The following is a 25,196-nucleotide window of genomic DNA, read 5'->3' as shown; positions in this document are numbered from 1 at the left end:
GTTTTATGTTATCGCCAGTTCAATCAGCGGTTAAACCGCTCCACCAACGAGTACTGCGTATTCGCTGTCTTCGTCAGTTCTTCACTCAACAACGCCGAGTTATGCGCCTGTTCCGACGTCTGATCCGCCAGTTCCGAAATATTGCTGATGTTGCGGCTGATCTCTTCAGCCACCGCACTTTGCTCTTCCGTCGCTGCAGCAATCTGCGTGGTCATGTCGGTGATGTTGGCCACCGCTTCACTGATACCGACCAACGCCTGATCCGCTTCCAGCACCCGCGCTACACCTTCTTCAGCCTGACGATGTCCGGCTTCCATGGTTTGCACGGCACTCGAAGCCGTCTGCTGCAACTTGGCGATCAGGGCATGAATCTGCCCGGTCGATTCGCTGGTGCGTTGCGCCAGTTGACGCACTTCGTCAGCCACCACGGCAAAACCACGGCCCATCTCGCCAGCACGGGCTGCCTCGATGGCGGCGTTGAGCGCGAGCAGGTTGGTCTGGTCGGCGATGCCTTTGATCACATCAACCACGCCGCCGATTTCGTCACTGTCCTTGGCCAGTTGCGTCACGGTCAGGCCGGTTTCCCCGACAACGACCGACAAACGCTGGATGGCTTCGCGGGTTTCGCCGGCGATGTCACGGCCGCGACCGGTCAGGCGATTGGCTTCCTGAGTGGCGTCAGCGGTGCGCTGGACATGGCTCGCCACTTCCTGGGTGGTCGCGGCCATCTGGTTGACGGCGGTGGCGACTTGTTCGGTTTCCACACGCTGGCGTTCCAGGCCGGTGGAGCTGTTGTGCGCCAGGACGTCGGATTGCTTGGCCTGATCGGTCAAGTGTTCGGCGGTGTCCTGCAGACGGGTCAGGCAGGTTTTCAGGCGTGCTTCCTGGCTGAGGATCGACATTTCTAGACGCGCCTGGGCGCCACGGCTGTCGGTGTACATCTGCGCGATCAGCGGGTCGGAAGTGGTCTGCTCGGCCAGGCGCAGCAGGCGTTTCAGCCCGCGTTGCTGCCATTGCAGGCCCATCAGGCCCAGCGGCACCGACAAACCGGCAGCGAGGGCGAAGCCCCAGTGCGAGTTCAGCGTCGCGCCGATCACGAAGCTCAGTTGGCTGACCAGAATGAACGGCAGCCAGTCCTGCAGCACCGGCAGCCATTTGTCGCTGGAAGGGATCGCCGACTTGCCCTGGTTGATGCGTTGGTAGAGCGCTTCGGCGCGGCGGATCTGTTCGGCCGTGGGTTTGATCCGCACCGACTCGTAACCGACCACCTGATTGCCGTCGAACACCGGTGTGACATAGGCGTTAACCCAGTAATGGTCACCGGTCTTGCAGCGATTCTTGACAATGCCCATCCATGGCAAGCCTTGTTTCAATGTGCCCCACATGTGCGAAAACACCGCCGCCGGGACGTCGGGGTGACGGACCAGGTTGTGCGGCGCACGGATCAGCTCTTCACGCGAAAACCCGCTGATCTCGACGAAAGCGTCGTTGCAGTAGGTGATCACGCCCTTGGCGTCGGTTGTGGAAATCAACCGCTGCTGAGCCGGGAAAGTCCGTTCGCGTTGTGTAATGGGCTGGTTGTTACGCATGGTTTTTCAATCCGCAAGGCTTTGAAAGGTTGTCGGCGGTGACAGCTTTTTATTGAAATTTTTTTTCAATAATCAGCACGGCGTCGCAAAACGGCGCTTGCTTCAGCCGGCGAGCATCGGATAAGTGAACAAACCAAAATGCAGCAGGTTCAGCCCGAAATGCGTGGCGATCGCCGCGCCGAGCCCGCCAAAACGGTAGGCCAGACCATAGCCGACACCCGCCAGCCCTGCCAGCAACACCCAGGTCCAGCCTGCGCCGGCATGCACCAGTCCAAACAGCAAAGAGGCCAGCAGCAGGGCGAGATTTTCTCCGTAGGGCAGATTTTTGAAACGCTGACTGAGGCCGCCCTGTATATAGCCGCGAAACAGCGCTTCCTCGACCAAGGTCACCAGCAGCAGATTGTTCAGCACCCACAGCCACGCTTGATCAGGCCACTTCGGTGCCCAGGCGATCACGCCCAGCAACAGCGCGCCGCCAATGGCAAGAACCGCGCTCAGCGTCAGGGCGAGGGCGGTGGCGTAGACGCTCAGGCGCAACGAACGTCGCCCGACAATCCACGGGCACACCAGCAACAACCAGAAGCCAACCAGCGGTTTGTCGAGGTTCAGGTACATCGCGAACGGCACGGCGTTGTCGGTGAAGCGTTGCGGATCAATGGCGCGACCGTTGGCGAAGCCCGGTAGCCAGTGCAATGCCAACGCCACGGCCAGCACGATGAACAGGCCATGGCCGAGAAAACGTGCGACCGGCACTTTCTGCAGATGCACGGCGAAACCTGCGAACACCAGCAGCCCAATGGAGATCAGCGCCAGCCAGCCGAGGTGGCCGTAACTCAGCGCCCATCCGTAACCGAGGCTGAGAAGCGCCAGATAGAGCCATGGCAAAGCCTTCATCGAAAGTCCCTGTGCAAATTTGTGGAAGGGCTTTCTACACGGACGAGCGGCGGGGGACAAGTGAAGGTGAGGCGGCAAACCGGGACAACTCCAATACCGTTGGCCAAACATAAATCCCAATGTGGGAGCGAGCTTGCTCGCGAAAGCGGTGTGACAGGCAATAGTTGTTTCGACTGATACACCGCATTCGCGAGCAAGCTCGCTCCCACAGAGGATTGGTATTTCAGAAAGGGTTTTGCGTTTGGCGTGGGATCTAGCGCAAGTTAAGTTTCGCCGCCGCACGCTCGGTTATTTCCGTGCGCAGTTTCAGCGATGGCGCTGCACGCAAACGTGCTTCATCGACAATTGCGCTCGGCGCGGTTGCCGGGCTGCCCGCGTTGAACGGCGGCGCCGGGGCATATTCCAATTGCAACTGGATCAGCTGCGCCGCGTCGGCACCCACCAACTCTTCAGCCAGCACCAGCGCAAAATCAATCCCCGCCGTAATCCCGCCGCCGGTAAACAGATTGCCGTCACGCACCACCCGATCCTTCACCGCGATCGCCCCCAGCGTCGGCAGCAGATCGTGATACGCCCAATGCGTGGTCGCCCGCTTGCCTTGCAACAGACCCGCCGCGCCGAGCACCAGCGAACCGGTGCACACCGATGTCACGTACTTCGCCTGCGCAGCCTGACGCTTGATGAAAGCCAGCGTCAGCTCATCTTCCATCAGCGCGCCGACGCCACCACCACCCGGTACACAGATCACATCCAGATCCGGGCAATCCTCAAACGTGGTGGTCGGTTTCAGCAGCAGTCCGGTGCTGGCGGTGACCGGCATCAGATCCTTCCAGATCAAGTGCACCTGCACGCCCGGCAGCGAGGCGAGCACGTCATACGGCCCGGTCAGGTCGAGTTGCTGAACCTGCGGAAACAACAGAAAACCGATCTGCAACGTCATCGTTCTTACTCCATGAAAAGGGCTGGACGGCTTCACTGTAGGCGCGTAGGTTCTGGCGCATACGCCAATAACCCCACGAATTACGCCAAATGCCCAAAGCCATCCACGTACTCGCGTTTGCCAACATGCAGATCCTCGACGTCACCGGCCCCTTGCAGGTGTTCGCCTCGGCCAACGACATCGCCCGTCAGCGCGGCTTGCCGATCCCGTATGCGCCGAGCGTGATTGCCAGCGGCGGCGGGCCCGTGATGTCCTCGGCGGGGTTGGCGGTGTTAGCCGAACCGTTGCCCGAAGCGCCCAGCGATACGTTGATCATCGCCGGTGGCTGGGGCATTTATCCTGCCGCTGAAGACGTGCTTTTGGTCGATTGGGTACGCGAACATGGAGCGAAATGCCGACGCGTGGCCTCGGTGTGTACGGGGGCATTTCTGTTGGCGGCGAGCGGCTGGCTCGATGGCCGTCGCGTGGTTACCCACTGGACGCGATGCGAACAACTGGCGCAGCAACATCCGAATTTGCACGTCGAGGCCAATCCGATTTTCATCAATGACGGCCCGGTCTGGACCTCGGCGGGGGTTACGGCCGGCATCGATCTGGCCTTGGCCATGGTTGAAGAGGATCTGGGCAGCGACATCGCCCTGGACGTCGCCCGGCATCTGGTGGTGTTCCTCAAGCGCCCGGGCGGGCAATCGCAGTTCAGCGTGACCTTGTCGTTGCAGAATCAGGGCAATCGCTTTGATGAACTGCACGCGTGGATCGCCGAGAATCTCACCTGCGACCTCGGCATCCCGACCCTCGCAGAACAAGCCGGCATGAGCGAACGCAGTTTCGTCCGCCACTACCGCGCCGACACCGGCCAGACCCCGGCGCGGGCGATCGAATTGATTCGCGTCGAAACCGCCCGGCGATTGCTCAGTGACACCGGTTTGCCGGTCAAACGCATCGCCGCCAATTGCGGTTTTGGCAGTGAAGAGACATTGCGCCGAAGTTTTCTGCGGGCTATCGGGGTTACGCCGCAGGCTTATCGGGAGCGGTTTTCGGTCAGCGCTGCAACAGATCCAGTAATGCCTTGAGGGTTTGTTCAGGAGCTTCCTCGGGAATGTTATGGCCGACATCGGGCAACACACGCCGCTCATAAAAACCGGTGAAATGCTCTGCGTCTTCATCCTCTTGTGGCGCAGGGCCGACACCGTCGTCGGCACCGCACAAAGAAATGGTCGGCACGCCAATGGTCGGTTGCCGAATCAGCAAATCTTCCATCAACTCAAACGCCGGATCTCCCGCGACATACATGAAGCGGTGGCGATAGGAGTGGATCACCACGTCAACGAAATCAGGGTTGTCGAAGGCAGGCGCGGTCAGGGGAAAACGCTCGGCAGCGTGCGACCAGGTCGGAGACCAAAGCCTCCAGAGCAGCTCACAAAACTCCCGACGATTGTGCTTCAGGCCCTCAACGCCACGTGGCGTGTGGAAGTAATACTGATACCAGAACCGATGCTCGGTCTCGGGATCCAGCGGTCGAATCGAGTTGGGGATGTCCTGCAGGTTGTAGCCATCACCGGTCACCAAGCCGCGCACTCGTTCCGGAAATAACGCCGCGACGATGCATGCCGCGCGACCACCCCAGTCATACCCGCAGAGCGTGGCTTGTTCGATGGAGAGTGCATCCATCAAATTCAACAAATCCTGAGCGAGTGCGGCTTGCTGGCCTGAGCGCAGTGTTTGTGCATCGTTGAAGCGAGTCTGCCCATAACCGCGCAGGTACGGAACGATGACTCGGTAACCCTGAGCGGCGAGGAGCGGCGCGATTTCATCGTAAGCGCGAGGGGAATAGGGGAAGCCATGAAGGAGGATCACCGGCACACCGGTTTCCGGGCCATGCGCCTCATAGGCAATGGTCAGGCTAGCGGTTTTGCAGAACAGAATCGCTTTTCCACTCATACCTGGCTCCTGTTATCCGAACAGCACCTTCTGCCAATGATCTTCACTGATGATGGCGATTGGCACGCCGCTGTCTCTCAGCTCAACGGCTTTTTTGATCTTCGTACCATAGCTGCTGTGCAGCCACTGTTCATTGCCGATGCTGCCGATCACTAGATAATGGATTTTCTTGCTGACACCTGCACCTATCATTCCGCCGCGTTCTACGATCAGCGATTCACACGCTTTGCGCGGCCCGTAAGCCATAACACCGGTAAACAGAAAAACACGATTGGCACAGTCCAGAGTTGGGGCTGGACTATCGAGCGGCAGGCTGTTGGGCACACTGAAGGTTTGTGCTGCGCCCACTGGCAGGCCGGCGAACTGATGAAGAATCTCCAGCAATTCCACCGATTCATCGGCATCCAATAAACCGTCGCTAAGCATGCCCTCAAGACGCTTGTAGAGAATATTTACCACCGGATCCCCCAAGTGAACCAAGTGGGTTTCGATCCAGGTCTTGAGAAACTCGGCTTCCTGTTGATTGATCTTGCCATCAGCGGCTAGCCCGGCAGCGACCCCTGCCAGTGCGTCGGCCGAACGCCTGTCAATCCGCGCTTCGTGAAAGAAACGGCTGTTTTGAAATTCCTGATGCAAATCGACCATCGCTGTTTCTCCTTAAACCTCAGCTTCCGCCACCTGATTGAAATACTTCGTTCGATCCGGGGTAAACGTCACCCGCATCTTCGTTCGCGAGCAGGTCAACGAGCGTTCTTCGCTCAGATCAATATCCAGATCCTCACCGCGCAAGCCTTGCCACTGCGCCAGATACTTCAGCGAGCCATATTTCTCGTTTTTCTTCAGGCTGCGGCTCACGCCACCTTTCCAGCCGAGCACGGGCAGTTCGCCGGCGAGACATTTTTGCGCGAGGTCGGGGAAGCGGGTGGCGCGCTGGCGGCCGATTTCCCAGCACTTGATCAGGCCTTTGTCCGCGGCTTCCCAGAGTTGGGTGCGGGTCAGGCCGCTGCGAAGCGGCGTGTCGATGGTGCGCTGGACGTGCTGGGACATTCTGGTTCCTTGAATTCGGGTTTTATTGGACAGCTCCGCTGTGCCCGTTGCGGTGGATGGTAGGGGTGGATGTAACAGCTGGCAACAGGGTATTTCCGGGTGTGACTGCGAGTTGCAGGGCAGGCACGGTTCGGAGGATGTTGACCATTTGTAGTCTTACGGCAGTTGAAAACTGTGCTGAGGGAGCTTGCTCCCGCTCGGCTGTGCAGCAGGCGCAAAGTCAGGCAACCCGGTGCTTCAGTGGGCTTGGGGAGGCAGATTTCAGGGCCGCTTCGCGCCCCGGCGGGAGCAAGCTCCCTCGCCATAGGGGGTGGGAGTGAGCCTGCTTTTGCGTAGGTGTCAGTCCTACAATTGGTTGTTGATGCAGACTATTTCCTACAGCCTTTGGTGACAATTACGGCTGCCAGTAACTCTTTTCCCCACTCAGCTTGCGGTCGAGAAAACTCGCCGCACTGATCAACGCCAGGTGCGTCAAGGCTTGCGGGGTATTACCCAAGTGCCGGCCATGGGCGTCGAACTCTTCGGCGTAGAGACCCAGCGGATTGGCATAGCGCAGCAATTGCTCAAACTCCAGATGGGCTTTTTCAACCTGCCCCGCGCGAGCCAGGCATTCGACGTACCAGAACGAACACGCGGCGAAGGCGCCTTCAGTGCCGGCCAGGCCATCGATATTGCTGTCGTCATTGCGATAGCGATAAACCATGCCGTCGCGCACCAGGGTCTTTTCGATGGCCGCAAGGGTCGACAGCCAGCGCGGATCCTTGGCGCTGACGAAACGCACCAACGGCATCAACAACATCGAGCCATCCAGCGCGGTGCCGCCCTTGTACTGGACGAAATGCCCGCGCTCCTCATTCCAGAAGTTGTCCCAGATGTCGGCGTAGATCGCCTGCCGGGTCGAGTCCCATTGCGCAAACGGTGCCGGTAACGAGCGTTTCGAGGCCAAGCGAATCGCCCGGTCCAGCGCTACCCAGCACATCAGCCGTGAGTGCAGGAAGTGATGCTGCTCACCGCGCATTTCCCAAATGCCGACATCGGCGGTCTGCCACGTTTCACAGACTTGATCGACCACTTCGCGCACATGTTTCCAGCCTTCATGGGAAATCGCGTCGCCGTACTTGTTGACCAGATACACCGCATCCATCAGCTCGCCGAAGATATCCAGCTGAATCTGATCGTAAGCGCCGTTGCCGATGCGCACCGGTTGCGCACCGCCGTGACCGGACAAGTGCGACAGCTCAGTTTCCGGCAATTCCTGACGACCATCGATGGCGTACAGAATGTTCAACTTCATCGGCTTGCCGCAGCAGTCGCTGACCCGTCCGCGCAGCCAGCCCATATAGGCGTTGGCCTCGCCGACAAAGCCCAGGCGCATGAACGCGTACACCGTGAACGAGGCATCGCGGATCCATGTGTAGCGGTAGTCCCAGTTACGTTCGCCGCCCGGCGTTTCCGGTAGACCGAAAGTGGCGGCGGCGAGAATCGCGCCGTGTTTGCGTGAGGTCAGCAGCTTCAACGCGAGGGCCGAGCGGTTGACCATTTCCCGCCAGCGTCCGCGGTAAATCGACTGACCGATCCAGTCGCGCCAGAACTTCAATGTGCGTTCCATGCACAAGTGTCCGGCGCCTTCGGCGAATCGTGGATCATCGGTCGCCCCGAGCATGAACGCCGCCGTTTCATCTTGCTTGAGCGTGAATTGTGCCACCGCCGCTTGCGCGTCGATCTGCATCGGCTGGTCCGAAGCCAGGCGCAGTGACGGTTGGCCGGAAGCGCTAAACGTCACGTCTTGTTGATCCATCTGAGCTCGGGTGTCGGCTCGGGCGTAATCATGGCGCACGGCGCAGCGCATGGTGAAAGTCGCTTCGCCGCTGACCACGCGCACCCGACGCATCAACAGCGGCAGGTCATCGGCGTTGTCCGCCACTGGCAGCAGATCGGTGACTTCGACCACCGCGCGCTCACTCAGCCAGCGGGTTTGCAGAACGTTAGTGTCGGGCAGGTAAATCTGTTCGCGGCGCGCGTCCGGCAAGTCCGGCGCCAACTGGAAAATCCCCGCGTCCGGGGTGTCCAGCAACGAACAGAAAATCGACGGACTGTCGAATTCCGGCCAGCAGAAAAAATCCACACTGCCACGGTCGTTGATCAGTGCTGCACTGCGCATGTCGCCGATGATCCCGTGGGCGTCGATCGGGCTTTGTCGTTCCAGGTGATGCTCAGCCATTGCCGCGAAACTCCGGATAGAGGCTCATGCCGCCGTCGATGAACAGGGTGGTGCCAACGATGTAATCGGCGGCATCCGAGGCGAGAAAGACCACGGCGTTGGCGACGTCTTGCGCGTCGCCGATACGCCCGTAGGGAATCAGATCAAGCAGCTTTTCGCCGGCAGCGCCTTCGGTGGCATCTTTATTGATCGCCGTGCGAATCGCCCCCGGCGCGATGCCGTTGATGCGAATGCGTTGGTGGCTGACTTCCTGTGCAAGGGTCTGCATCAGCTGATCGACACCTCCCTTGGACGCGGCGTAATTGACGTGTCCGGCCCAGGGAATGCGCTGGTGCACCGAACTCATGTGGATGATCTTGCCGGCCGCGCGGGACACGCCTTCACGAACGCCCTGGCGATTGAAGATCCGCAGGGCAGCGCGGGCGCAGAGGAACTGCCCGGTGAGGTTGACGCCGATCACCGCGTTCCAGTCGTCGAGGGTCATGTCCACAGCGGCGGCATCTTTTTGCATACCCGAGTTGGCCAGCAGAATATCCAGCGAACCGAAGGCATCGATGGCCGCCGAGAACAGCCGCTCAACCTCGTCTTCCTTGGAGACATCAGCGCGAATGGCGATGGCCTGCCCACCGTCAGCAATGATTTGCCGGGCCAGTGCTTCGGCAGGTTCTGCCTGGCGGTTGTAGTTGATGACCACCGCCGCGCCGGCAGCGGCCAGGGCTTTGGCGCACGCGTGGCCGATGCCGGAGCTGGCGCCGGTGATCAGGGCTGTTTGTCGGGCGAGGGAAATATGCATGCAAAATCGCGCCTGGGGTCAGTGGGCTTATTTAGCTGACTGACGGGCGGTGGCGAGAGTTCATCTTGCGATCATGAAAAGATCGACAGCTTCAGACCTGATAGCGACCACTGGTGCGATGCCATTCCACATTGCCGGCCAGCCAGCTCTTGACTCCGCCCAGGTAACGTATGAGCGGCGCTGATGCGTGCGGCATTACGGCCTGTTCTGCGGCCTCATACAAATGCATGATCTCGTCGTGAATGGCGGCACTTTGCGCCATTGCTTGTTCCGGCGAGCAGTGCTGTTCGCGGATCAACAGCAAGGGCAGGTTGAAGTCACCGATTCCGGCTTGCTGCTCCTTCAGCGCCGAAAACAGATCATTGGCAATGATCGTCGCGCTGGCGGCCAGTGCCGTCACGCGTCGCACGTCGGGTGCGCTATACACATTGGCCGGTAGTTCGTAGCCTGCAATGATGTCGATCAACGACAGGCACGGCAGGAAACTGTTGACCTGACGGTGGGCCAGATATTCCCAAAGTGCTGGCGTGAGACCTTCGGTGCGCCAGGCCGCTTCGGCGCTCATGGTCACGAACATGGCGATGATTTCATGGCGCACGCGTGCCACCTGTGCCGGTGTGGCGAAGGACTCCACCCGCGCCAGATACCCGCGCAGAGCGACCAATACCGGATCGCCGCTCAATGCCCGCTCAAGGCCGGGGCGGAACCGTTCGCTCAAGTAAACCGGTTCCAGCGCTGCCAGCGCCACGGACAGGCGTGGGCCGACCATTTTCGGTTCAGATCCGGTTCTCTCGTCATCGCAGTAGTAATCATCGACGGCGAACAGGGCGGCAAAACATTGCGCCGCCAGCAGCAGGCGGTCCGGATCATCCGTATCGTTATGACAAAGCACAGCGAAGCGCCCGAAGCCCATCGCCCGCACTTTTTTGTGCTGGCCTGGAAAAATCCCGACCTGCTCGATCCACGGCATGAGGCGATCATCCACTTCTGCCGCCAGAGACGGGTCGACTCTAAAAGGGGCAAGTCCATACAGCAGCGGGACAGTCCAGGGCGATTGCATCGGCGATTCCTTCGCGGTTGAGCGCAGGGTCATCAGAGCCCGATTGGCGAAAAAAGGCACCTGTCAGACCTGACAGGTCTGCGCGCTTTGCGACAGATGGTCATCCTGGATCCAGAGTCTGACGGAGGTTTCTGTCGGTCTGGTCAGTTGCCAGCGGCAGGCCGGCAGGGGCGACTGAGTCATCTGTTCAGCGAAACGACCCGGGGCTTCGCACCTTCACATTCCACCAACAATTCCCTGCTTCCACGCCACCCGACCCTATGGCAACTTGGCGGCCCTTGATGAGGCTGCAGTCCATGGCAAACCCCTACCGCGAATTGTTCAACGCCCCCGGCGCACGGAATTTTGTCCTGGCCGGAATGATCGCGCGCATGCCGATCTCCATGACCGGTATCGGCGTGATCACCATGCTGTCGCAGTTGAAGGGCGGGTATGCGCTGGCCGGCGCGGTGGCGGCAACCTTTGCCCTGGCCACAGCGTTTTGCGCGCCGCAGGTATCGCGTCTGGTTGACCGTTATGGGCAGCGACGCATTCTGCCGGTATCGGCATTGATCGGCGGCGGGGCGCTGCTGCTGTTGCTGCTGTGCACGCGGTTGCAGGCGCCGAACTGGACGCTGTTTATCTTTGCCGCACTGGCCGGGTGCATGCCGAGCATGTCGGCGATGGTGCGGGCGCGCTGGACGGAGATCTATCGTGGCCAGCCGCAGTTACAGACGGCTTATGCGTTGGAGTCAGTACTCGATGAAGTCTGCTTTATCGTCGGTGCGCCGCTGTCGGTGGGGCTGTGCGTGACGCTGTTTCCCGAGGCCGGACCACTGGCGGGACTGTTGATGCTGGCGGTCGGCGTCACCGCGTTTGTCGCCCAGCGCAGCACGGAGCCCTCGGTGCATCCGCATGAGCCACACCATCAAGGCTCGATCATTCGCTCCACGGACATGCAATGGCTGCTGTTGTTGATGACCGCCATGGGCGTCATCGTCGGTGTGATTGATGTGGTCAGCGTCGCGTTCGCCCAGCAACAGGGGCAGCCGGCGGCGGCGAGCATCGTGTTGTCGGTGTACGGAATCGGTTCTTTCCTGTCCGGTATCGCGTTCGGTGCGATGCGCTCGAAGCTGCCGTTGCCGCAGCTGTTTTTGTACGGTGGAGTGGCGACGGCGGTGACCACATTGCCGCTGTTGCTGGCGAGCAATATTGTTGGATTGTCGGTGGCGGTGTTCGTCGCCGGGCTGTTCTTCTCACCGACGCTGATTGTGGCGATGGCGTTGATCGAGCGCATCGTACCGCCGGCCAAGCTCACTGAAGGCCTGACCTGGCTGGTGACCGGTTTGAGTATCGGCGTGGCGGTGGGCGCCGCCGGCGCAGGTGCGCTGGTCGATGCCTTCGGCGCGCGCAGCGGCTTCTGGCTGGCGATTGCAGCCGGGGCGGTAGTCCTCGCATCGGCGGTGCAGAGTTTCCGTCATCTGAAGTGATCGGCTAACCGACTAATTCCCGCGCTATCTCATCCGTTCTCTTTTACAGATAACCCTATTGAGGTAAACGCGGTGACAAAGCTGACACTGCTGTGCCTGCCCTATTCGGGCGCCAGCGCCATGGTCTATAGCCGCTGGCGGCGCCAACTGCCGTCGTGGCTGCACTTGCAACCGGTGGAGCTGCCCGGGCGCGGTGCCCGTTTCGACGAACCCCTGCAAATCGACATGCGTGCGCTGGCCCGGCAACTGGCCCGCGAGCACAAGGCTGGCTTGCAGACGCCTTACGCACTGTTCGGGCATAGCCTCGGCGCGCTGCTAGCGTGCGAGATGGCGCATGCCTTTCGCGAACTCGGGGTACCGGAACCGGTGGCGTTGTTCGCTTCCGGTACTGCTGCGCCAACGATGCGCAGTGACTACGATCGCGGCTTTGCCGAAGCGCGCAGCGATGAGGAATTGATCGATCAGCTGCGCACTTTTCAGGGCACCAGCGAAGAAGTGCTGGCTAACAAAGAACTGATGAGCCTGACCCTGCCGGTGCTGCGCGCGGACTTCATGATGTGCGGGCGTTTCACGCCGGCGCAGCGGCCGTTGCTCAACTGCCCGGTGCACGTGCTGGGCGGCAAGGAAGACCGCGCGACCACCGAGCAACTGATCGGCTGGAGCAAGGAAACCCTGGGCAGTTTTTCCGTGGACATGATGACCGGTGGGCATTTCTTCATTCATGAACACGAAGCCCGGGTCATCCGCACGATCAAGACCCATCTGGAAGTCCATCAGCGCCGTCATGCGCAGGCTACGGCACCGGCGTTTTAGCGCGCGGTTCACCTATCGAGTGATTACAGGAGGCCAGTCATGGCTGTTGCTGTGGGATTTTCCGTTCGGCCACTGCTGCCGCAACGGGGGCGCTTGCCGTTGTTGGTGGAAGCGACCGATGCGGACACTGACTTGTTGGCGGTGTTCGATGAATTGAAAGAACTGGTGGACGAGCATCTGCTGCGCGACGGCGGGGTGCTGTTTCGCGGCTTCCGTCTGAACGGTGCCGAACAGTTCCGGCAGTTTGCGGCCAGTTTTGGCCATCCGTTGTTGAACTATGAATTCGGTTCGACGCCGCGCACCAACGTGACGCAGGGTGTGTACACCTCAACCGAATACCCGGCGCACCAGAGCATTCCGCTGCACAACGAGCAGGCTTATTCCCGCGACTGGCCGATGAAGATCTGGTTCTACAGCATGATCGCCGCCAAGTCCGGCGGCGAGACGCCGATTGCCGACAGCCGTGAAGTTTATCGGCGCATTCCGTTGGCGATTCGCGAGCGCTTCGTCAGCAAAGGGCTGATGTATGTGCGCAACTTCGGCAACGGCTTGGATGTGGCTTGGGAAGACGTGTTCAACACCGACGATCGCGAGGTCGTCGAGGCCTACTGCAAGGCCCACGGCATTGTCTGCGAATGGAAGGACGACGGTGAGTTGCGCACCCGCCAGACTTGTCAGGCGGTGGCGGTGCATCCTGTGACCGGCGACAACGTCTGGTTCAATCAGGCGCACCTGTTCCACATTTCCAATCTGCAAGCGGAAGTGCGCGAAAGCCTGCTCGATATCGTCGACGAAGAAGACTTGCCGCGTAACGTTTATTACGGCGATGGCTCGGCGATTGAAGACGAGGTGCTGGCGCAGATTCGCGCGGTGCTCGATGAGTGCGCGATCAGCTTTCCCTGGCAGGAGGGCGATGTGCTGATGCTCGACAACATGCTCTCGGCGCACGCGCGTTCGCCATTCGAGGGGCCGCGCAAAGTGATTGTCGCCATGGCTGAAGGGCATTCACAGGGGCCGCTCTGAGCAATCCCCACGCCTGGTGGTAAAGCAGCCGAAGCCGGTCTCGTACCGGCTTCGGCGTTTGTGTGCCTAGCGTCGGGCCGCTGTTGCGCCAGCGCGCTAAATCATCACGTTTGTCATTCGTTCTTGTTGATACGACCGGGTCTCCTGGTCACGCCGCCGATCAGCAAGGACCCCATGCATGAATGCCGCAGACGCCCAGAAACTAGCCCGTCGCTTTATCGAACTGCCACAGGACAAACGCCGTTTGTTCCTCGCCGGCATGGCCCGTGAGGGCATCGATTTTGCGCAGCTTCCCATGACTGCCTGTGACGGAATCGCCGAGCGTGACGGGCTTTCGTACGCCCAGCAGCGGATGTGGTTTCTTTGGCAACTGGACCCGCACAGTGCCGCTTACAACTTGCCGATGGCGGTGCGCCTGACGGGTGACCTGCAAGCACAGGCGCTGGAGCAGGCGTTCAGTCTACTGGCGGCGCGGCACGAGTGCTTGCGCACCACCTTCGGTCAGGAAGGTGAGCGCGCGTTTCAGCGCGTCGCCGAACCGCAGCCGTTGAAACTGCCGATCACCGATCTCAGCGCATTGCCCGAGGCCCAGCGCTGGCCGCTGGCGCAACAGCACATGATGGCTGAGGCCGCTCAGGCCTTCGATCTCGAGAACGGTCCGCTGCTCAGCCTGCGCCTTTTGCGTCTGGCCGAGCAGGAGCATGTGTTGCTGCTGACCTTGCACCACATCATCGCTGATGGCTGGTCGATGAACATTCTCATCGATGAATTCATGCGCACTTACGATGCTCTGGTGGCGGGGCGCGAGCCGTCATTGCCGGCACTCACCGTGCACTACCGAGATTACGCCCTGTGGCAACGCAGTTGGCTGGAGGCCGGAGAGCGCGAGCGTCAGCTGGATTACTGGCGTGCACAATTGGGCGACGAGCATCCGCTGCTTGAGCTGCCGACCGATCGTGCCTATCCGGCGCAATCCAGTCATCAGGGCGCGCGTCTGGAAACGGTGATCGACGCAGCGCTGCGCCAAGCGCTGAAAAGCCTCGCGCAACGTCAGGGCGTGACGCTGTTCGTGGTGCTGTTGGCCGCGTTCAAAACGTTGCTGCATCGCTATAGCGGCCAGACCGATATTCGCGTCGGCGGGCTGATTGCCAACCGCACCCGCAGCGAAACCGAAGGGCTGATCGGCTTCTTCGTCAACACGCAGATTCTGCGCAGTGAAGTCACCGCACAAACCCGTTTTGCCGATCTGTTGCAGAGCCTGCGTCAGGCCGCGCTCGGTGCTCAGGTTCATCAGGATCTGCCGTTCGATGCCTTGATCGAAGCCTTACAACCGGCGCGCAGCCAAAGCCACAACCCGTTGTTCCAGGTGATGTTCAACCACCAGCCGCTGGTGACCGACTTGCACGATGTGCAACTGGAGTCCGGTTTGCAGGTGGGCTATTTGACTGAGGAGCAATTGGCCGGCAGCGGTCGCCAACATGCCGCCACCAGCGACCTGATGCTCGACACCCGCGAGGAGGGCGAGCAATTGTTCGCGGCCTTCACGTATGCCACCGATATTTTTGATGCCACCACCATTTCCGCGATGGCCGGGCATTGGCGCAACATCCTCGCGTCCGTGTGCCGCGATCCGCAGCAAGTCGTCGGCGAAGTCGAACTGCTGGCGGCGGCGGAACGTGCACAACTGATTCAGGCCACCGAAGCAGAACCTGTGTTCGCCAGCGTGCAGAGCCTGTTCGAAGCGCAAGTAGCGCGCACGCCACAGGCATCGGCAGTGATTCTGGCGACCGAGCCGTCGCCGGCACTCAGCTATGCCGAGTTGAACAGCCGCAGTAATCGTCTGGCCCATCAGTTGCGCGCTCGCGGTGTCGGCCCTGACGTGCTGGTCGGCGTGGCGCTGGGGCGCTCGCTGGAACTGGCGGTGGCATTGCTGGCGGTGCTCAAGGCCGGCGGCGCCTACGTGCCGCTGGATCCGCAAACCCCGGCCGAACGCTTGCGCCATGTGCTTGATGACAGTGGTTTGAAACTGCTGCTGACCGATCGCGAAAGCCTCGTCAGCCTGCCGGATCTTGGTGGCGTCGATTGCCTGTGCCTGGAGCAACTGGCCGACACTGATCAGGCCGACAATCTGCCGGTGACGGTCGCCGCACAAAACCTCGCCTATGTGATTTACACCTCCGGTTCCACCGGGCGGCCGAAAGGCGTCGCGGTCAGCCACGGCGCGCTGAGCGAGTTCATCGCCCGCGCCATCGATTACAGCGACCTGCGTGAAGGCGATCGTGTTTTGCAATTCGCCACCAGCAGCTTCGACGGCTTCGTCGAGCAGTTTTTCCCGCCGCTGTGCCACGGCGCCGCAGTCGTCCTGCGCGATGCGCGGTTGTGGGACAGCGCGGCGTTGCATCAAGTGATTGTCGATCACGGCATCACCCTGGCCGACTTGCCGGCCGCTTATTGGTATTGGCTGGTGCAGGAATATGCCGCTAATCCACCGAGCGGCTTCGGTGCGCTGCGGCAGATTCACGTCGGTGGCGAGGCGATGGCGGTGGACGGTTTGCGCCTGTGGCAACAGGCCGGTTTGGGCCATGTGCGACTGCTCAATACCTATGGGCCGACCGAAGCCACGGTGGTGTCGAGCATTCACGATTGCACGGCATTGACGGCAGACGCCGTGTCGTGGCGCGGCATTCCGATCGGCCACGGTCTCGACGCGCGGCGTTTATACGTGCTGGACGATGATTTGAACCTGCTGCCGCAAGGCGCGGTGGGCGAGTTGTACATCGGTGGTCCGGGCCTGGCGCGGGGTTATCACCGCCAGCCGATGCTCAGCGCCGAGCGTTTTATCGCCGACCCGTTTGCCGATGGCCAGCGCCTGTACCGCACCGGTGACCGCGCGCGCTTGCGACCTGACGGAGCCGTGGAGTACATCGGTCGGGTCGATCATCAAGTGAAGATTCGCGGTTTCCGCATCGAGCTGGGCGAAATCGAATCGCGCCTGCAGCAATGCCCTGGCGTTCGCGAAGCCGTGGTGCTGGCGGTGCCGCTCAGCGGCGGCCAGCAACTGGTGGCCTACGTAGTCGCCGATCACGCCACGCTCGAAAACGCCGCGACGCAAGCGGCGTTCCGTCAGCAAATTCGCGCTGCCCTGCAAGCCCATTTGCCGGACTACATGGTGCCGGGCCACTTGCTGTTGCTGGCGAACCTGCCGCTGACACCCAGCGGCAAGCTCGATCGCAAGGCGTTGCCGGCGCCGGATCCGAGTCAACTGCAAGGCGACTATCGCCCGCCGCAAACAGTCACCGAACAACAACTGGCGCAGATCTGGGCGGATGTCCTGCAAGTTTCGCGGGTCGGTCTGGACGATCACTTCTTTGAACTGGGCGGCCATTCGTTGCTGGCGGCGCAGGTGATTGCGCGCATCAAAACTCAATTGGGCGTGGTGCTGCCGCTGCGCAGCCTGTTCGAGAAGCCGCTGCTGACCGAGCTGGCCGCCGTGCTGGCGCAACTGGCAGATGGCGCAACGAACGACGACTGGTCCGACATGGATCAGTTCATCAATGCTTTGGAAGGAGAAGATGTATGAGCGGCACCATGGCGGAACGTATCGCGAAGAGGTTCGTCGGCTTGCCGCTGGAACAGCGTCGGCTGTTTCTGGCCAAGTTGCGCGAAGATGGCAAGGACTTCAGCCTGTTGCCGCTGCCGGTCAGTCGTCACGATGTCGCGCCGATTCCGTTGTCGTTCGCTCAGCAGCGCCTGCTGTTTCTCTGGCAACTCGAACCGCAAAGCGCCGCCTACAACATGGCCCCCGGCCTGCGCCTGAGCGGGCGTCTGGACGAAGTGGCACTGCAGCGTTCGTTCGATCATCTGGTGGCGCGCCATGAGGTCCTGCGCACGGTGTTCCAGACTGACGGTGATCAGCCGCATCAGGTGATCCTTGCGCAGCAACCGCTGGCCGTGGAACGCATCGACCTGACGGACTTGCCGGCAGCAGAACGCGAGCAAGCGTTGGCGCAACAGGTGCAGACCGTCACCGCACGACCATTCGATTTGCGCCACGGGCCGCTGTTGCGCGCGAGTTTGTTTGCCTTGGCCGACGAGGAATTCGTGCTGGTGGTGAGCATGCACCACATCGTCTCTGACGGCTGGTCGATGGACGTAATGGTCAAGGAATTCGTCCAGTGCTATCAGGCCTTCAGCCTCGAACGCGAACCGCAATTGCCGGCGCTGGCGCTGCAATACGCTGACTACGCGATCTGGCAACGGCGCTGGCTGGAAGCCGGCGAGGGCGAGCGTCAACTCGATTACTGGCGTCAGCAATTGGGTGAAGAGCATCCGCTGCTGGAAGTGGCACCGGACTTCGCCCGGCCACTGACGCAAAGCTTCGAAGGCCAGACCCTGAGTTTTGATTTCGGTGCGCCGCTGTCCCTGCAACTCAACGCTTTTGCCCGTAGCCAAGGCATCAGTCTGTTCATGCTGGTGCTGGCCGGGTTCTCGTTGTTCCTGTCGCGGCAGGCCGGGCAGCGCGACATTCGCGTCGGCGTGCCGAATGCCAACCGTGGCCGCGCTGAAGTCGAAGGGCTGATCGGCTTTTTCGTCAACACCCAAGTGCTGCGTTGCGAGGTGGATGAGCGCGGCAGTTTCGAGGATTTGCTGGCGCGGGTGCGTGAAGCTTCGTTCGGCGCGCAGGCGCATCAGGAGTTGCCGTTCGAGCAACTGGTGGACGAGTTGGTCGCCGAACGCACCCTCGGCCACAACCCGCTGTTCCAGGCCAAGTTCAACCAGAACGTCGGCATGCAGAAACAGCGCGCGATGGCTCTGCCAGGGCTGACGGTTGCCGAATATCCGCTGGACAAGGACGGCACTCACTTCGATCTGGCGCTGGACATCACCGATGACGGCACGCTGATTCACGGTCAGATGACCTATGCCAGCGACCTCTATCGTCCGCAGACCGTCGAAGCTTTCGTGCCGGCCTTGCTCGGTCTGTTCAGCGAATTGCTGAAAGCGCCGCAGGCACCGTTGCACCGTGTTGCGTTGATCTCGCCAGCGCCGCTCCCGGCACCCGCCGAACCGGCGTTGTTGGTGTTGCAGCACTGGGATCGTGAAGTCGCGCACCAGCCCGAAGCACTGGCCGCGCGCGACCTGAATCAGGCCTTGAGTTTTCAGGCGCTGGATCAGGCGGCCAATCGACTGGCCCATCATTTGCGCGCCCAAGGCGTGCGCGATGGCCAACCAGTGGCGGTGCTGATGGAGCGTTCGCTGGACTGGCTGACCTGTGTGCTGGCGATCTTCAAGGCGGGCGCGGTGTACATGCCGCTGGACGTCAAGGCGCCGGACGCACGCTTGCAGCAGATGCTCGGCGCTGCGAAAGCACGGCTGCTGTTGTGCGCCGAAGACGATGCGCGTGTCTGCGCGCTGGCGGTCGATGGCTGTCAGGGCATCGCCTTTGCAGCGTTGCAGTGGCAGTCAATGCCGGACACGTGCCCAGCCGTGACGCTGTGCGCGCAATCACCGGCGTACGTGATTCACACCTCCGGTTCCACCGGGCAACCGAAAGGCGTACTGGTCAGCCACGGTGCGCTGGGCAGTTATGTGCGCGGTGTGCTGGAACGACTGGCGCCGGCAGCGGACAGCAGCATGGCGCTGGTCTCGACCATCGCTGCGGATCTTGGTTTTACCGTGCTCTTCGGTGCGCTGTGTTCCGGGCGCCTGTTACATGTCTTGCCGGAAGAATTGGGCTTCGATCCGGACCGCTTTGCCGAGTACATGGCCGCGCATCAAGTGGGCATGCTGAAAATCGTCCCGGGCCATCTGGCCGCGTTATTACAGGCCGCGCGGGCTGCCGACGTGCTGCCGGAACACGCGTTGATTGTCGGCGGTGAAGCGTGCTCGCCGGCGCTGGTCGAGCGCGTGCGCCAGCTCAAACCGGGCTGCCGCCTCATCAACCACTACGGGCCGAGTGAAACCACGGTGGGCGTGCTGGCCCATGAAGTCGGTGATCTGACCCTGACGCGCAGCGTACCGGTCGGTAGCGCACTGGCCGGCGCTCACGTTTACGTGCTCGACGATGTGCTGAACAACGTTGCCGATCAGGTGGCCGGCGAGTTGTATATCGGTGGTGACAGCGTGGCGCTGGGCTACCTGAATCAGCCGGGGCTGACGGCCGAGCGCTTCCTCCCGGATCCGTTCGGTTCGCCGGGTGCGCGGGTGTATCGCAGTGGTGACCGGGTACGCCGCAATCGTCAGCAAACGGTGGAGTTCATCGGCCGCGCCGACGATCAGGTCAAGGTGCGCGGTTATCGCGTGGAGCCGGCGGAAGTCGCGCGGGTGTTGCTGGGCCTCGACGGCATCAGTGAAGCGGCGGTGCTGGCGCTGTCACTGGATGACGACCCGACGCGTCTGCAACTGGTCGCGTGGTGTGTGCCGGCGGCGGGGCGGACCATGCAGGCGCAGGCGCTGCGCGAGCAATTGCAGGCGTGCCTGCCGGATTACATGGTGCCGGCGCAGATTGTGCTGCTGGAAACATTGCCGCTGACCGCCAACGGCAAGCTCGACAAACGTGCCTTGCCGGTGCCGGGCGTGGTCACTCAGCACTTCGTCGCGCCACAAGGTGAAGTTGAAGAGAAACTCGCGGCGATTTGGGCCGATGTGCTCAAGCTTGAACGCGTGGGCAGCAGCGACAACTTCTTCGAACTGGGCGGTGATTCGATCCTCAGCTTGCAGATCATTGCCCGGGCCAAACGCCAGGGCATCAAGCTGAGCCCCAAGCAATTGTTCGAAAAACAGACCATCGGCCAACTGGCTGCGGTGGCCAAGTTGATCGAAGCCAAAGCCGTCGCGGCTGCGGCACCTGCTGCTCGCGGACCGTTGCCGCTGTTGCCGATTCAGGCACGTTTCTTCGCAACCGCGATTGCCCAGCGTCAGCACTGGAACCAGTCGGTGATGTTGCAGCCGACCACGCCGCTCGACGCCGTGCATCTGCGCACAGCGCTGGCGGCGTTGATCGAACAGCACGATGCGCTGGCGATGAATTTCCAGGCGTCCGCTGACACGTGGCAGGCAATGCCACAGCCCCAGCGTGATCCGCAGCTGTTGTGGGTGCGTGAGCTGGATAACCTGGACGCTTTGCCGGCACTCGCCGACGACGCCCAGCGCAGTCTGAATCTGCAACAAGGGCACTTGGTGCGGGCGGTGTTGGTGAATCTGCCGAATGCTGAGCAACGCCTGTTGCTGGTTATCCATCACCTGGTGGTCGACGGTGTGTCGTGGCGCATTCTGCTGGAAGATCTGCAGCACGCTTACACTGCGCTGGCGGCGGGCACGCCGCTGGTCTTGCCGGGCAAAAGCAGCTCGCTGCACAGCTGGGCCGAGCATTTGCACCGTTACGGGCAAAGCGCAGCGCTGACCGCTGAGAGCGCCTACTGGCGGCAAACCCTGGCGGCGGGCGACGCGCAACTGCCACGGGATTTCCCGCAGGACACCCAGACCCGCGCACAAGCGGCCCGGGCCAGCACGCGCTTGAGTCAGGCGCTGACCCATAAGCTGCTGAAAGTGGCGCCAGCGGCGTATCGCACGCAGATCAACGACCTGTTGCTGACGGCCCTGGCGCGGGTGTTGTGTGACTGGAGCGAACAGCCTTCGGTACTGATTCAGCTCGAAGGTCATGGTCGCGAAGATCTGTTCGACGACATCGACCTGAGCCGCACCGTGGGCTGGTTCAGCAGCCTGTTCCCGGTGCGCCTGACACCGGCGGCGACGCCAGGTGCGTCCCTCTGTGCGATCAAGGAGCAACTGCGGGCGGTGCCGGGCAAAGGCATCGGGTTTGGTGTGCTGCGTTATCTGAGCCAATCCGCCGAGTTGCAGGGATTGCCGCAGCCGCGCGTGACCTTCAACTACCTCGGCCAGTTCGACGGCGCATTCAACGCCGACGCGGGTGCGCTGTTCGTGCCAAGCGGCGAAAGCACCGGCGCCAATCAGGACGCGGCAGCGCCGCTGGGTAACTGGCTGAGCGTTGACGGTCAGGTCTACGGCGGTGAGCTGGAATTGACCTGGACCTTCGGCAGCGGCATGTATCGCGCAGAAACCGTCGCGGCGCTGGCCGAAGCCTATCGTCGCGAGCTGGAGCGTTTGATCGAACATTGCTGCGACAGTGGCGAGGCGGCTGTGACGCCGTCGGACTTCAGTCTGGCAACGCTGACCCAGGCCCAGCTCTCGGCGCTGCCGATCCCGGCCCGCGACATCGTCGACCTCTATCCGCTGTCGCCGATGCAGCAGGGCATTCTGTTCCACAGCGTCAACGATCCGGACAGTCCGGTGTACACCAACCAATTGCGTGTGGATGTGCAGCATCTCGACGCCGAGCGCTTCCGTCTAGCGTGGCAGCAAACCGTTGATGCCCACGAGATCCTGCGCACGGCATTTGTCTGGCCACAAGACGCTGCCGCCGCAGTACAAGTGGTGCGTCAGAGTGCACAGATGCCATGGCGCGAGCAGGACTGGCGCGGTCGTGCTGACCTCGGCACGGCGCTGGAGCAACTGGCCGGCGAGGACTTGGCCAACGGTTTCGACCTGACCGGCGCGCCGCTGTTGCGGGTGACGCTGGTGCGCACCGACGAGGCCACGCATCACCTGATTTACACCTGCCATCACATCCTCATGGACGGCTGGAGCACCTCGCAGTTGTTCGGCGAAGTGCTGCAGCGGTATGCCGGCATGACCCCGGTGGCCGGGCAGGGGCGTTATCGCGATTACATCGAATGGCTGGGTCAGCGCGATCAGCAGGCCAGCCGTGATTTCTGGACGACGGCCCTCGCTGATCTTGATGAGCCGACGCGTCTGGCCAGTGCCGTGTCGGGCGGGCAGCACGCGGCCAGCGGTTACGCCGATCACGAGCATGTATTCAGCGAGACCTTGACGGCGGATTTGAACCGCTTCGCCCGCGAGCAGAAAGTCACCCTCAATACCTTGGTGCAAGCGGCGTGGCTGGTGTTGTTGCAGCGTTATACCGGGCAGGACCATGTGGCCTTCGGCGCGACCGTCGCCGGGCGTCCGACGGATTTGCCGGGTGTCGAGCAGCAGATCGGTCTGTTCATCAACACCTTGCCGGTGGTCGCGGCGCCGTCCGCCGAAATCGTCGTCAGCCAGTGGCTGCAACAGGTGCAGGACGTCAATCTGGCCCTGCGTGAACACGAGCACACGCCGCTCTACGACATTCAGCGTTGGGCCGGTGCCGGTAACGGCGCGTTGTTCGACAGCATTCTGGTGTTCGAAAACTACCCGATGGCCGAAGCGCTGCAACAGGGCCCGGCCACCGGTCTGACGTTCTCGGCGATTCGTCGTCAGGAACAGACCAACTATCCGTTGACGCTGGTGGCGGTCACCGGGCGTGAGCTGAGCCTGGGGATCAGTTACGACCGGGCCAGTTTCGATGCGGCCGCAATCAGCGGTTTGAGCGCGCAACTGGAGAGCCTGCTGACGCAGTTCCTCGCCGATGCTTCTCTGCCGCTGGGCGAGTTGCAATTGCTTGCAGAACCGCAGCGTCAACAAGCCATCGCTTGGGGCAAGGCTGACCTCACGGCAACGGACGCGCGCACGGTGCTGGAACACCTCGCCGCGCAAGTGCAGCGCCAACCGCAAGCGCATGCGGTGCTGTTCGCCGAACAACAGATCGATTACCAAAGCCTCGATGCTCGGGCCAATCGTCTGGCGCACAAGCTGCAGGCACTGGGTGTCGGACCGGAGGTGCGCGTCGGCGTGTGCATGCGACGCACGCCGGATATGCTCGTGGCGTTGTTGGCCATTCTCAAGGCCGGTGGCGCCTATGTGCCGCTGGATCCGGACTACCCGCAGGAACGCTTGCTGCACATGCTCGATGACAGCCGCGCCGCCGTGCTGATCACCGAACCGGCCGCACTGGCGCTGCTGCCTGAAAACTTGAATGCGCAGGTGTTGTTGGTGGAAGAGGGCGCGTTGAGCGCGTTCCCGGCCAGCGCACCGCTGGTGAAGGTCTCTGCGCAGAATCTGGCGTACGTCATCTACACCTCCGGTTCCACCGGCAAACCGAAAGGCGTGGCGATCACCCACGCTAACCTGTCGGCGCTGATTCAGTGGTCGGCCGGGGTCTATCGCGAAGAACAGTTGCGTGGCGTGCTGGCGTCGACGTCGATCTGCTTCGACCTGTCGGTCTGGGAGATTTTCGTCACTCTGGCTTGCGGGGGTTGCCTGGTGTTGGCGGACAATGCGCTGGCGCTGGCCGATTTGCCGGCCCGCGAACAGGTCACCCTGATCAACACGGTGCCGTCGGCGATTGCCGCGCTGCAACGGGCCGGGCAGATTCCGCGTTCGGTGGCGACCATCAATCTGGCCGGTGAACCGCTCAAACAGAGCCTGGTCGACACGTTGTACGCGAGCACGTCGGTGCAACAGGTCTACGACCTCTACGGGCCGTCGGAAGACACCACCTATTCGACCTTCACCCTGCGCACCCCGCAGGGGCAGGCGAACATCGGCCGGCCGTTGCCGAACACCGTGGCCTATCTGCTCGACAGCCAGTTGCAAGTGTTGCCGAGCGGCGTGCCTGCCGAGCTGTATCTGGGCGGTGCCGGTGTGACCCGGGGTTATCTGCTGCGCGCAGCGCTGACCGCCGAACGTTTTGTGCCGAACCCGTACGCCAGCAACGGCGAACGCCTGTACCGCACTGGCGATCTGGTGCGCCAGGGCGGCGACGACAACATCGAGTACATCGGCCGGGCCGACCATCAGGTGAAGATTCGCGGCTTCCGTATCGAACTCAGCGAAATCGAAGCACGGCTGCTGGAGCAGGATGAGATCCGTGAAGCCGTGGTGCTCGCGCAGGACGGAGCCGCCGGCAAACACCTGCACGCCTATGTGGTGGTGGCGCAGGCAGTGGTCGATCAAACGGTGTTGGCGGAACGCTTGCGCAATGCGCTGGCCAGTCGCTTGCCGGCGCACATGGTGCCGGGCCACTTGCACCTGATCGACGCCATTCCGCTGACTCCCAACGGCAAGCTCGATCGCAAGGCGCTGATGGCCTTGGGCGACGGCCCGACGCAGCAGTACTATCAGGCGCCGCAAAGCGATTTGCAGTGGCAGGTGGCGACGATCTGGCAGGAGGTGCTGGAGGTCGAACAGGTGGGCCTCGCGGACAACTTCTTCCAGCTCGGCGGGCATTCGTTGCTGGCCACGCTGGTGGTGACCCGGATCAAGGAACGTCTGGGCGACAAGGTGCCGCTTAAAGAGTTGTTCGAAACCGATACCCTCAAGGCGTTCTGCGCGCGAATCGAGGCTCTGCGCGTCGAAATGTCGCCCGTTCAGGATGAATTGGCTAAATCCCTGGAGGCCCTCAAACGTCTATCCCTCGATGATCTGGAAAAACTGATTTCTTGAGAG

General features: G+C 61.7%; 15 protein-coding genes. 6 read left to right on the top strand and 9 right to left on the bottom strand.

The window, feature by feature from the left end; translation table 11 throughout:
• Positions 1-23: 23 nt before the first annotated feature.
• The 3 genes from AC1DVF_RS05930 to inhA all read right to left on the bottom strand — a co-directional run bounded on the left by AC1DVF_RS05930 (position 24) and on the right by inhA (position 3,423).
• A complete protein-coding gene (locus AC1DVF_RS05930; protein WP_460090298.1) occupies positions 24-1,589 on the bottom strand; it encodes a methyl-accepting chemotaxis protein in 1,566 nt (521 codons plus the stop codon).
• 102 nt (positions 1,590-1,691) lie between these two features.
• Positions 1,692-2,483: a CPBP family intramembrane glutamic endopeptidase gene (locus AC1DVF_RS05925; RefSeq protein WP_099758484.1), complete on the bottom strand. Its 792-nt coding sequence runs from the start codon at positions 2,481-2,483 to the stop codon at positions 1,692-1,694.
• Positions 2,484-2,736: 253 nt separating this feature from the next.
• Positions 2,737-3,423, bottom strand: coding sequence for an isonitrile hydratase (inhA, locus tag AC1DVF_RS05920; RefSeq protein WP_414926865.1), 687 nt, complete (start codon positions 3,421-3,423; stop codon positions 2,737-2,739).
• 89 nt (positions 3,424-3,512) lie between these two features.
• Between inhA and AC1DVF_RS05915 the strand changes: the two genes are divergently transcribed.
• Positions 3,513-4,496 carry a GlxA family transcriptional regulator gene (locus AC1DVF_RS05915; protein WP_116255253.1) on the top strand — a complete coding sequence of 328 codons (984 nt, stop codon included), beginning with the start codon at positions 3,513-3,515 and terminating at the stop codon, positions 4,494-4,496.
• Here the strand turns inward: AC1DVF_RS05915 and AC1DVF_RS05910 are convergent.
• The 6 genes from AC1DVF_RS05910 to AC1DVF_RS05885 form a co-directional block, all read right to left on the bottom strand.
• Positions 4,465-5,364, bottom strand: coding sequence for an alpha/beta fold hydrolase (locus tag AC1DVF_RS05910; RefSeq protein ID WP_460090300.1), 900 nt, complete (start codon positions 5,362-5,364; stop codon positions 4,465-4,467). The genes AC1DVF_RS05915 and AC1DVF_RS05910 overlap by 32 nt on opposite strands.
• 12 nt (positions 5,365-5,376) lie before the next feature.
• Positions 5,377-6,009, bottom strand: a complete 633-nt coding sequence (locus AC1DVF_RS05905) for a BRCT domain-containing protein (protein WP_099758487.1) — start codon at positions 6,007-6,009, stop codon at positions 5,377-5,379.
• Between the two features lie 12 nt (positions 6,010-6,021).
• Positions 6,022-6,411 (bottom strand): hypothetical protein, encoded by a 390-nt coding sequence (locus AC1DVF_RS05900; protein ID WP_093431912.1) that lies wholly within the window; start codon positions 6,409-6,411, stop codon positions 6,022-6,024.
• 394 nt (positions 6,412-6,805) lie between these two features.
• Complete coding sequence (locus AC1DVF_RS05895) at positions 6,806-8,632, bottom strand: glycoside hydrolase family 15 protein (RefSeq protein ID WP_320337299.1); 1,827 nt, start codon at positions 8,630-8,632, stop codon at positions 6,806-6,808.
• Positions 8,625-9,425 (bottom strand): glucose 1-dehydrogenase, encoded by an 801-nt coding sequence (locus AC1DVF_RS05890; RefSeq protein WP_093431918.1) that lies wholly within the window; start codon positions 9,423-9,425, stop codon positions 8,625-8,627. The genes AC1DVF_RS05895 and AC1DVF_RS05890 overlap by 8 nt, the downstream gene beginning before the upstream one ends.
• A 91-nt stretch (positions 9,426-9,516) precedes the next feature.
• Positions 9,517-10,518: a family 2 encapsulin nanocompartment cargo protein terpene cyclase gene (locus tag AC1DVF_RS05885; RefSeq protein WP_477782215.1), complete on the bottom strand. Its 1,002-nt coding sequence runs from the start codon at positions 10,516-10,518 to the stop codon at positions 9,517-9,519.
• Between the two features lie 263 nt (positions 10,519-10,781).
• Between AC1DVF_RS05885 and AC1DVF_RS05880 the strand changes: the two genes are divergently transcribed.
• From AC1DVF_RS05880 to AC1DVF_RS05860, 5 genes are all read left to right on the top strand, one after another.
• Positions 10,782-11,954, top strand: coding sequence for an MFS transporter (locus tag AC1DVF_RS05880; RefSeq protein ID WP_093431924.1), 1,173 nt, complete (start codon positions 10,782-10,784; stop codon positions 11,952-11,954).
• A 72-nt stretch (positions 11,955-12,026) separates the two neighbouring features.
• On the top strand, positions 12,027-12,767 hold the full coding sequence (locus AC1DVF_RS05875) for a thioesterase II family protein (RefSeq protein WP_116255258.1): 741 nt from the start codon (positions 12,027-12,029) through the stop codon (positions 12,765-12,767).
• Between the two features lie 39 nt (positions 12,768-12,806).
• Positions 12,807-13,790, top strand: a complete 984-nt coding sequence (locus AC1DVF_RS05870; protein ID WP_099758494.1) for a TauD/TfdA family dioxygenase — start codon at positions 12,807-12,809, stop codon at positions 13,788-13,790.
• A gap of 178 nt (positions 13,791-13,968) precedes the next feature.
• A complete protein-coding gene (locus AC1DVF_RS05865) occupies positions 13,969-17,370 on the top strand; it encodes an amino acid adenylation domain-containing protein (RefSeq protein ID WP_477782214.1) in 3,402 nt (1,133 codons plus the stop codon).
• Positions 17,367-25,193 (top strand): amino acid adenylation domain-containing protein, encoded by a 7,827-nt coding sequence (locus tag AC1DVF_RS05860; RefSeq protein ID WP_477782213.1) that lies wholly within the window; start codon positions 17,367-17,369, stop codon positions 25,191-25,193. Before AC1DVF_RS05865 ends, AC1DVF_RS05860 begins: the two co-directional genes overlap by 4 nt.
• Positions 25,194-25,196: the final 3 nt, after the last annotated feature.

It is taken from the genome of Pseudomonas sp. P4_D7 (assembly GCF_056401755.1).
The sequence above is the reverse complement of the archived record's forward strand: the minus strand, read 5'-3'. Positions and strand labels throughout refer to the sequence as shown.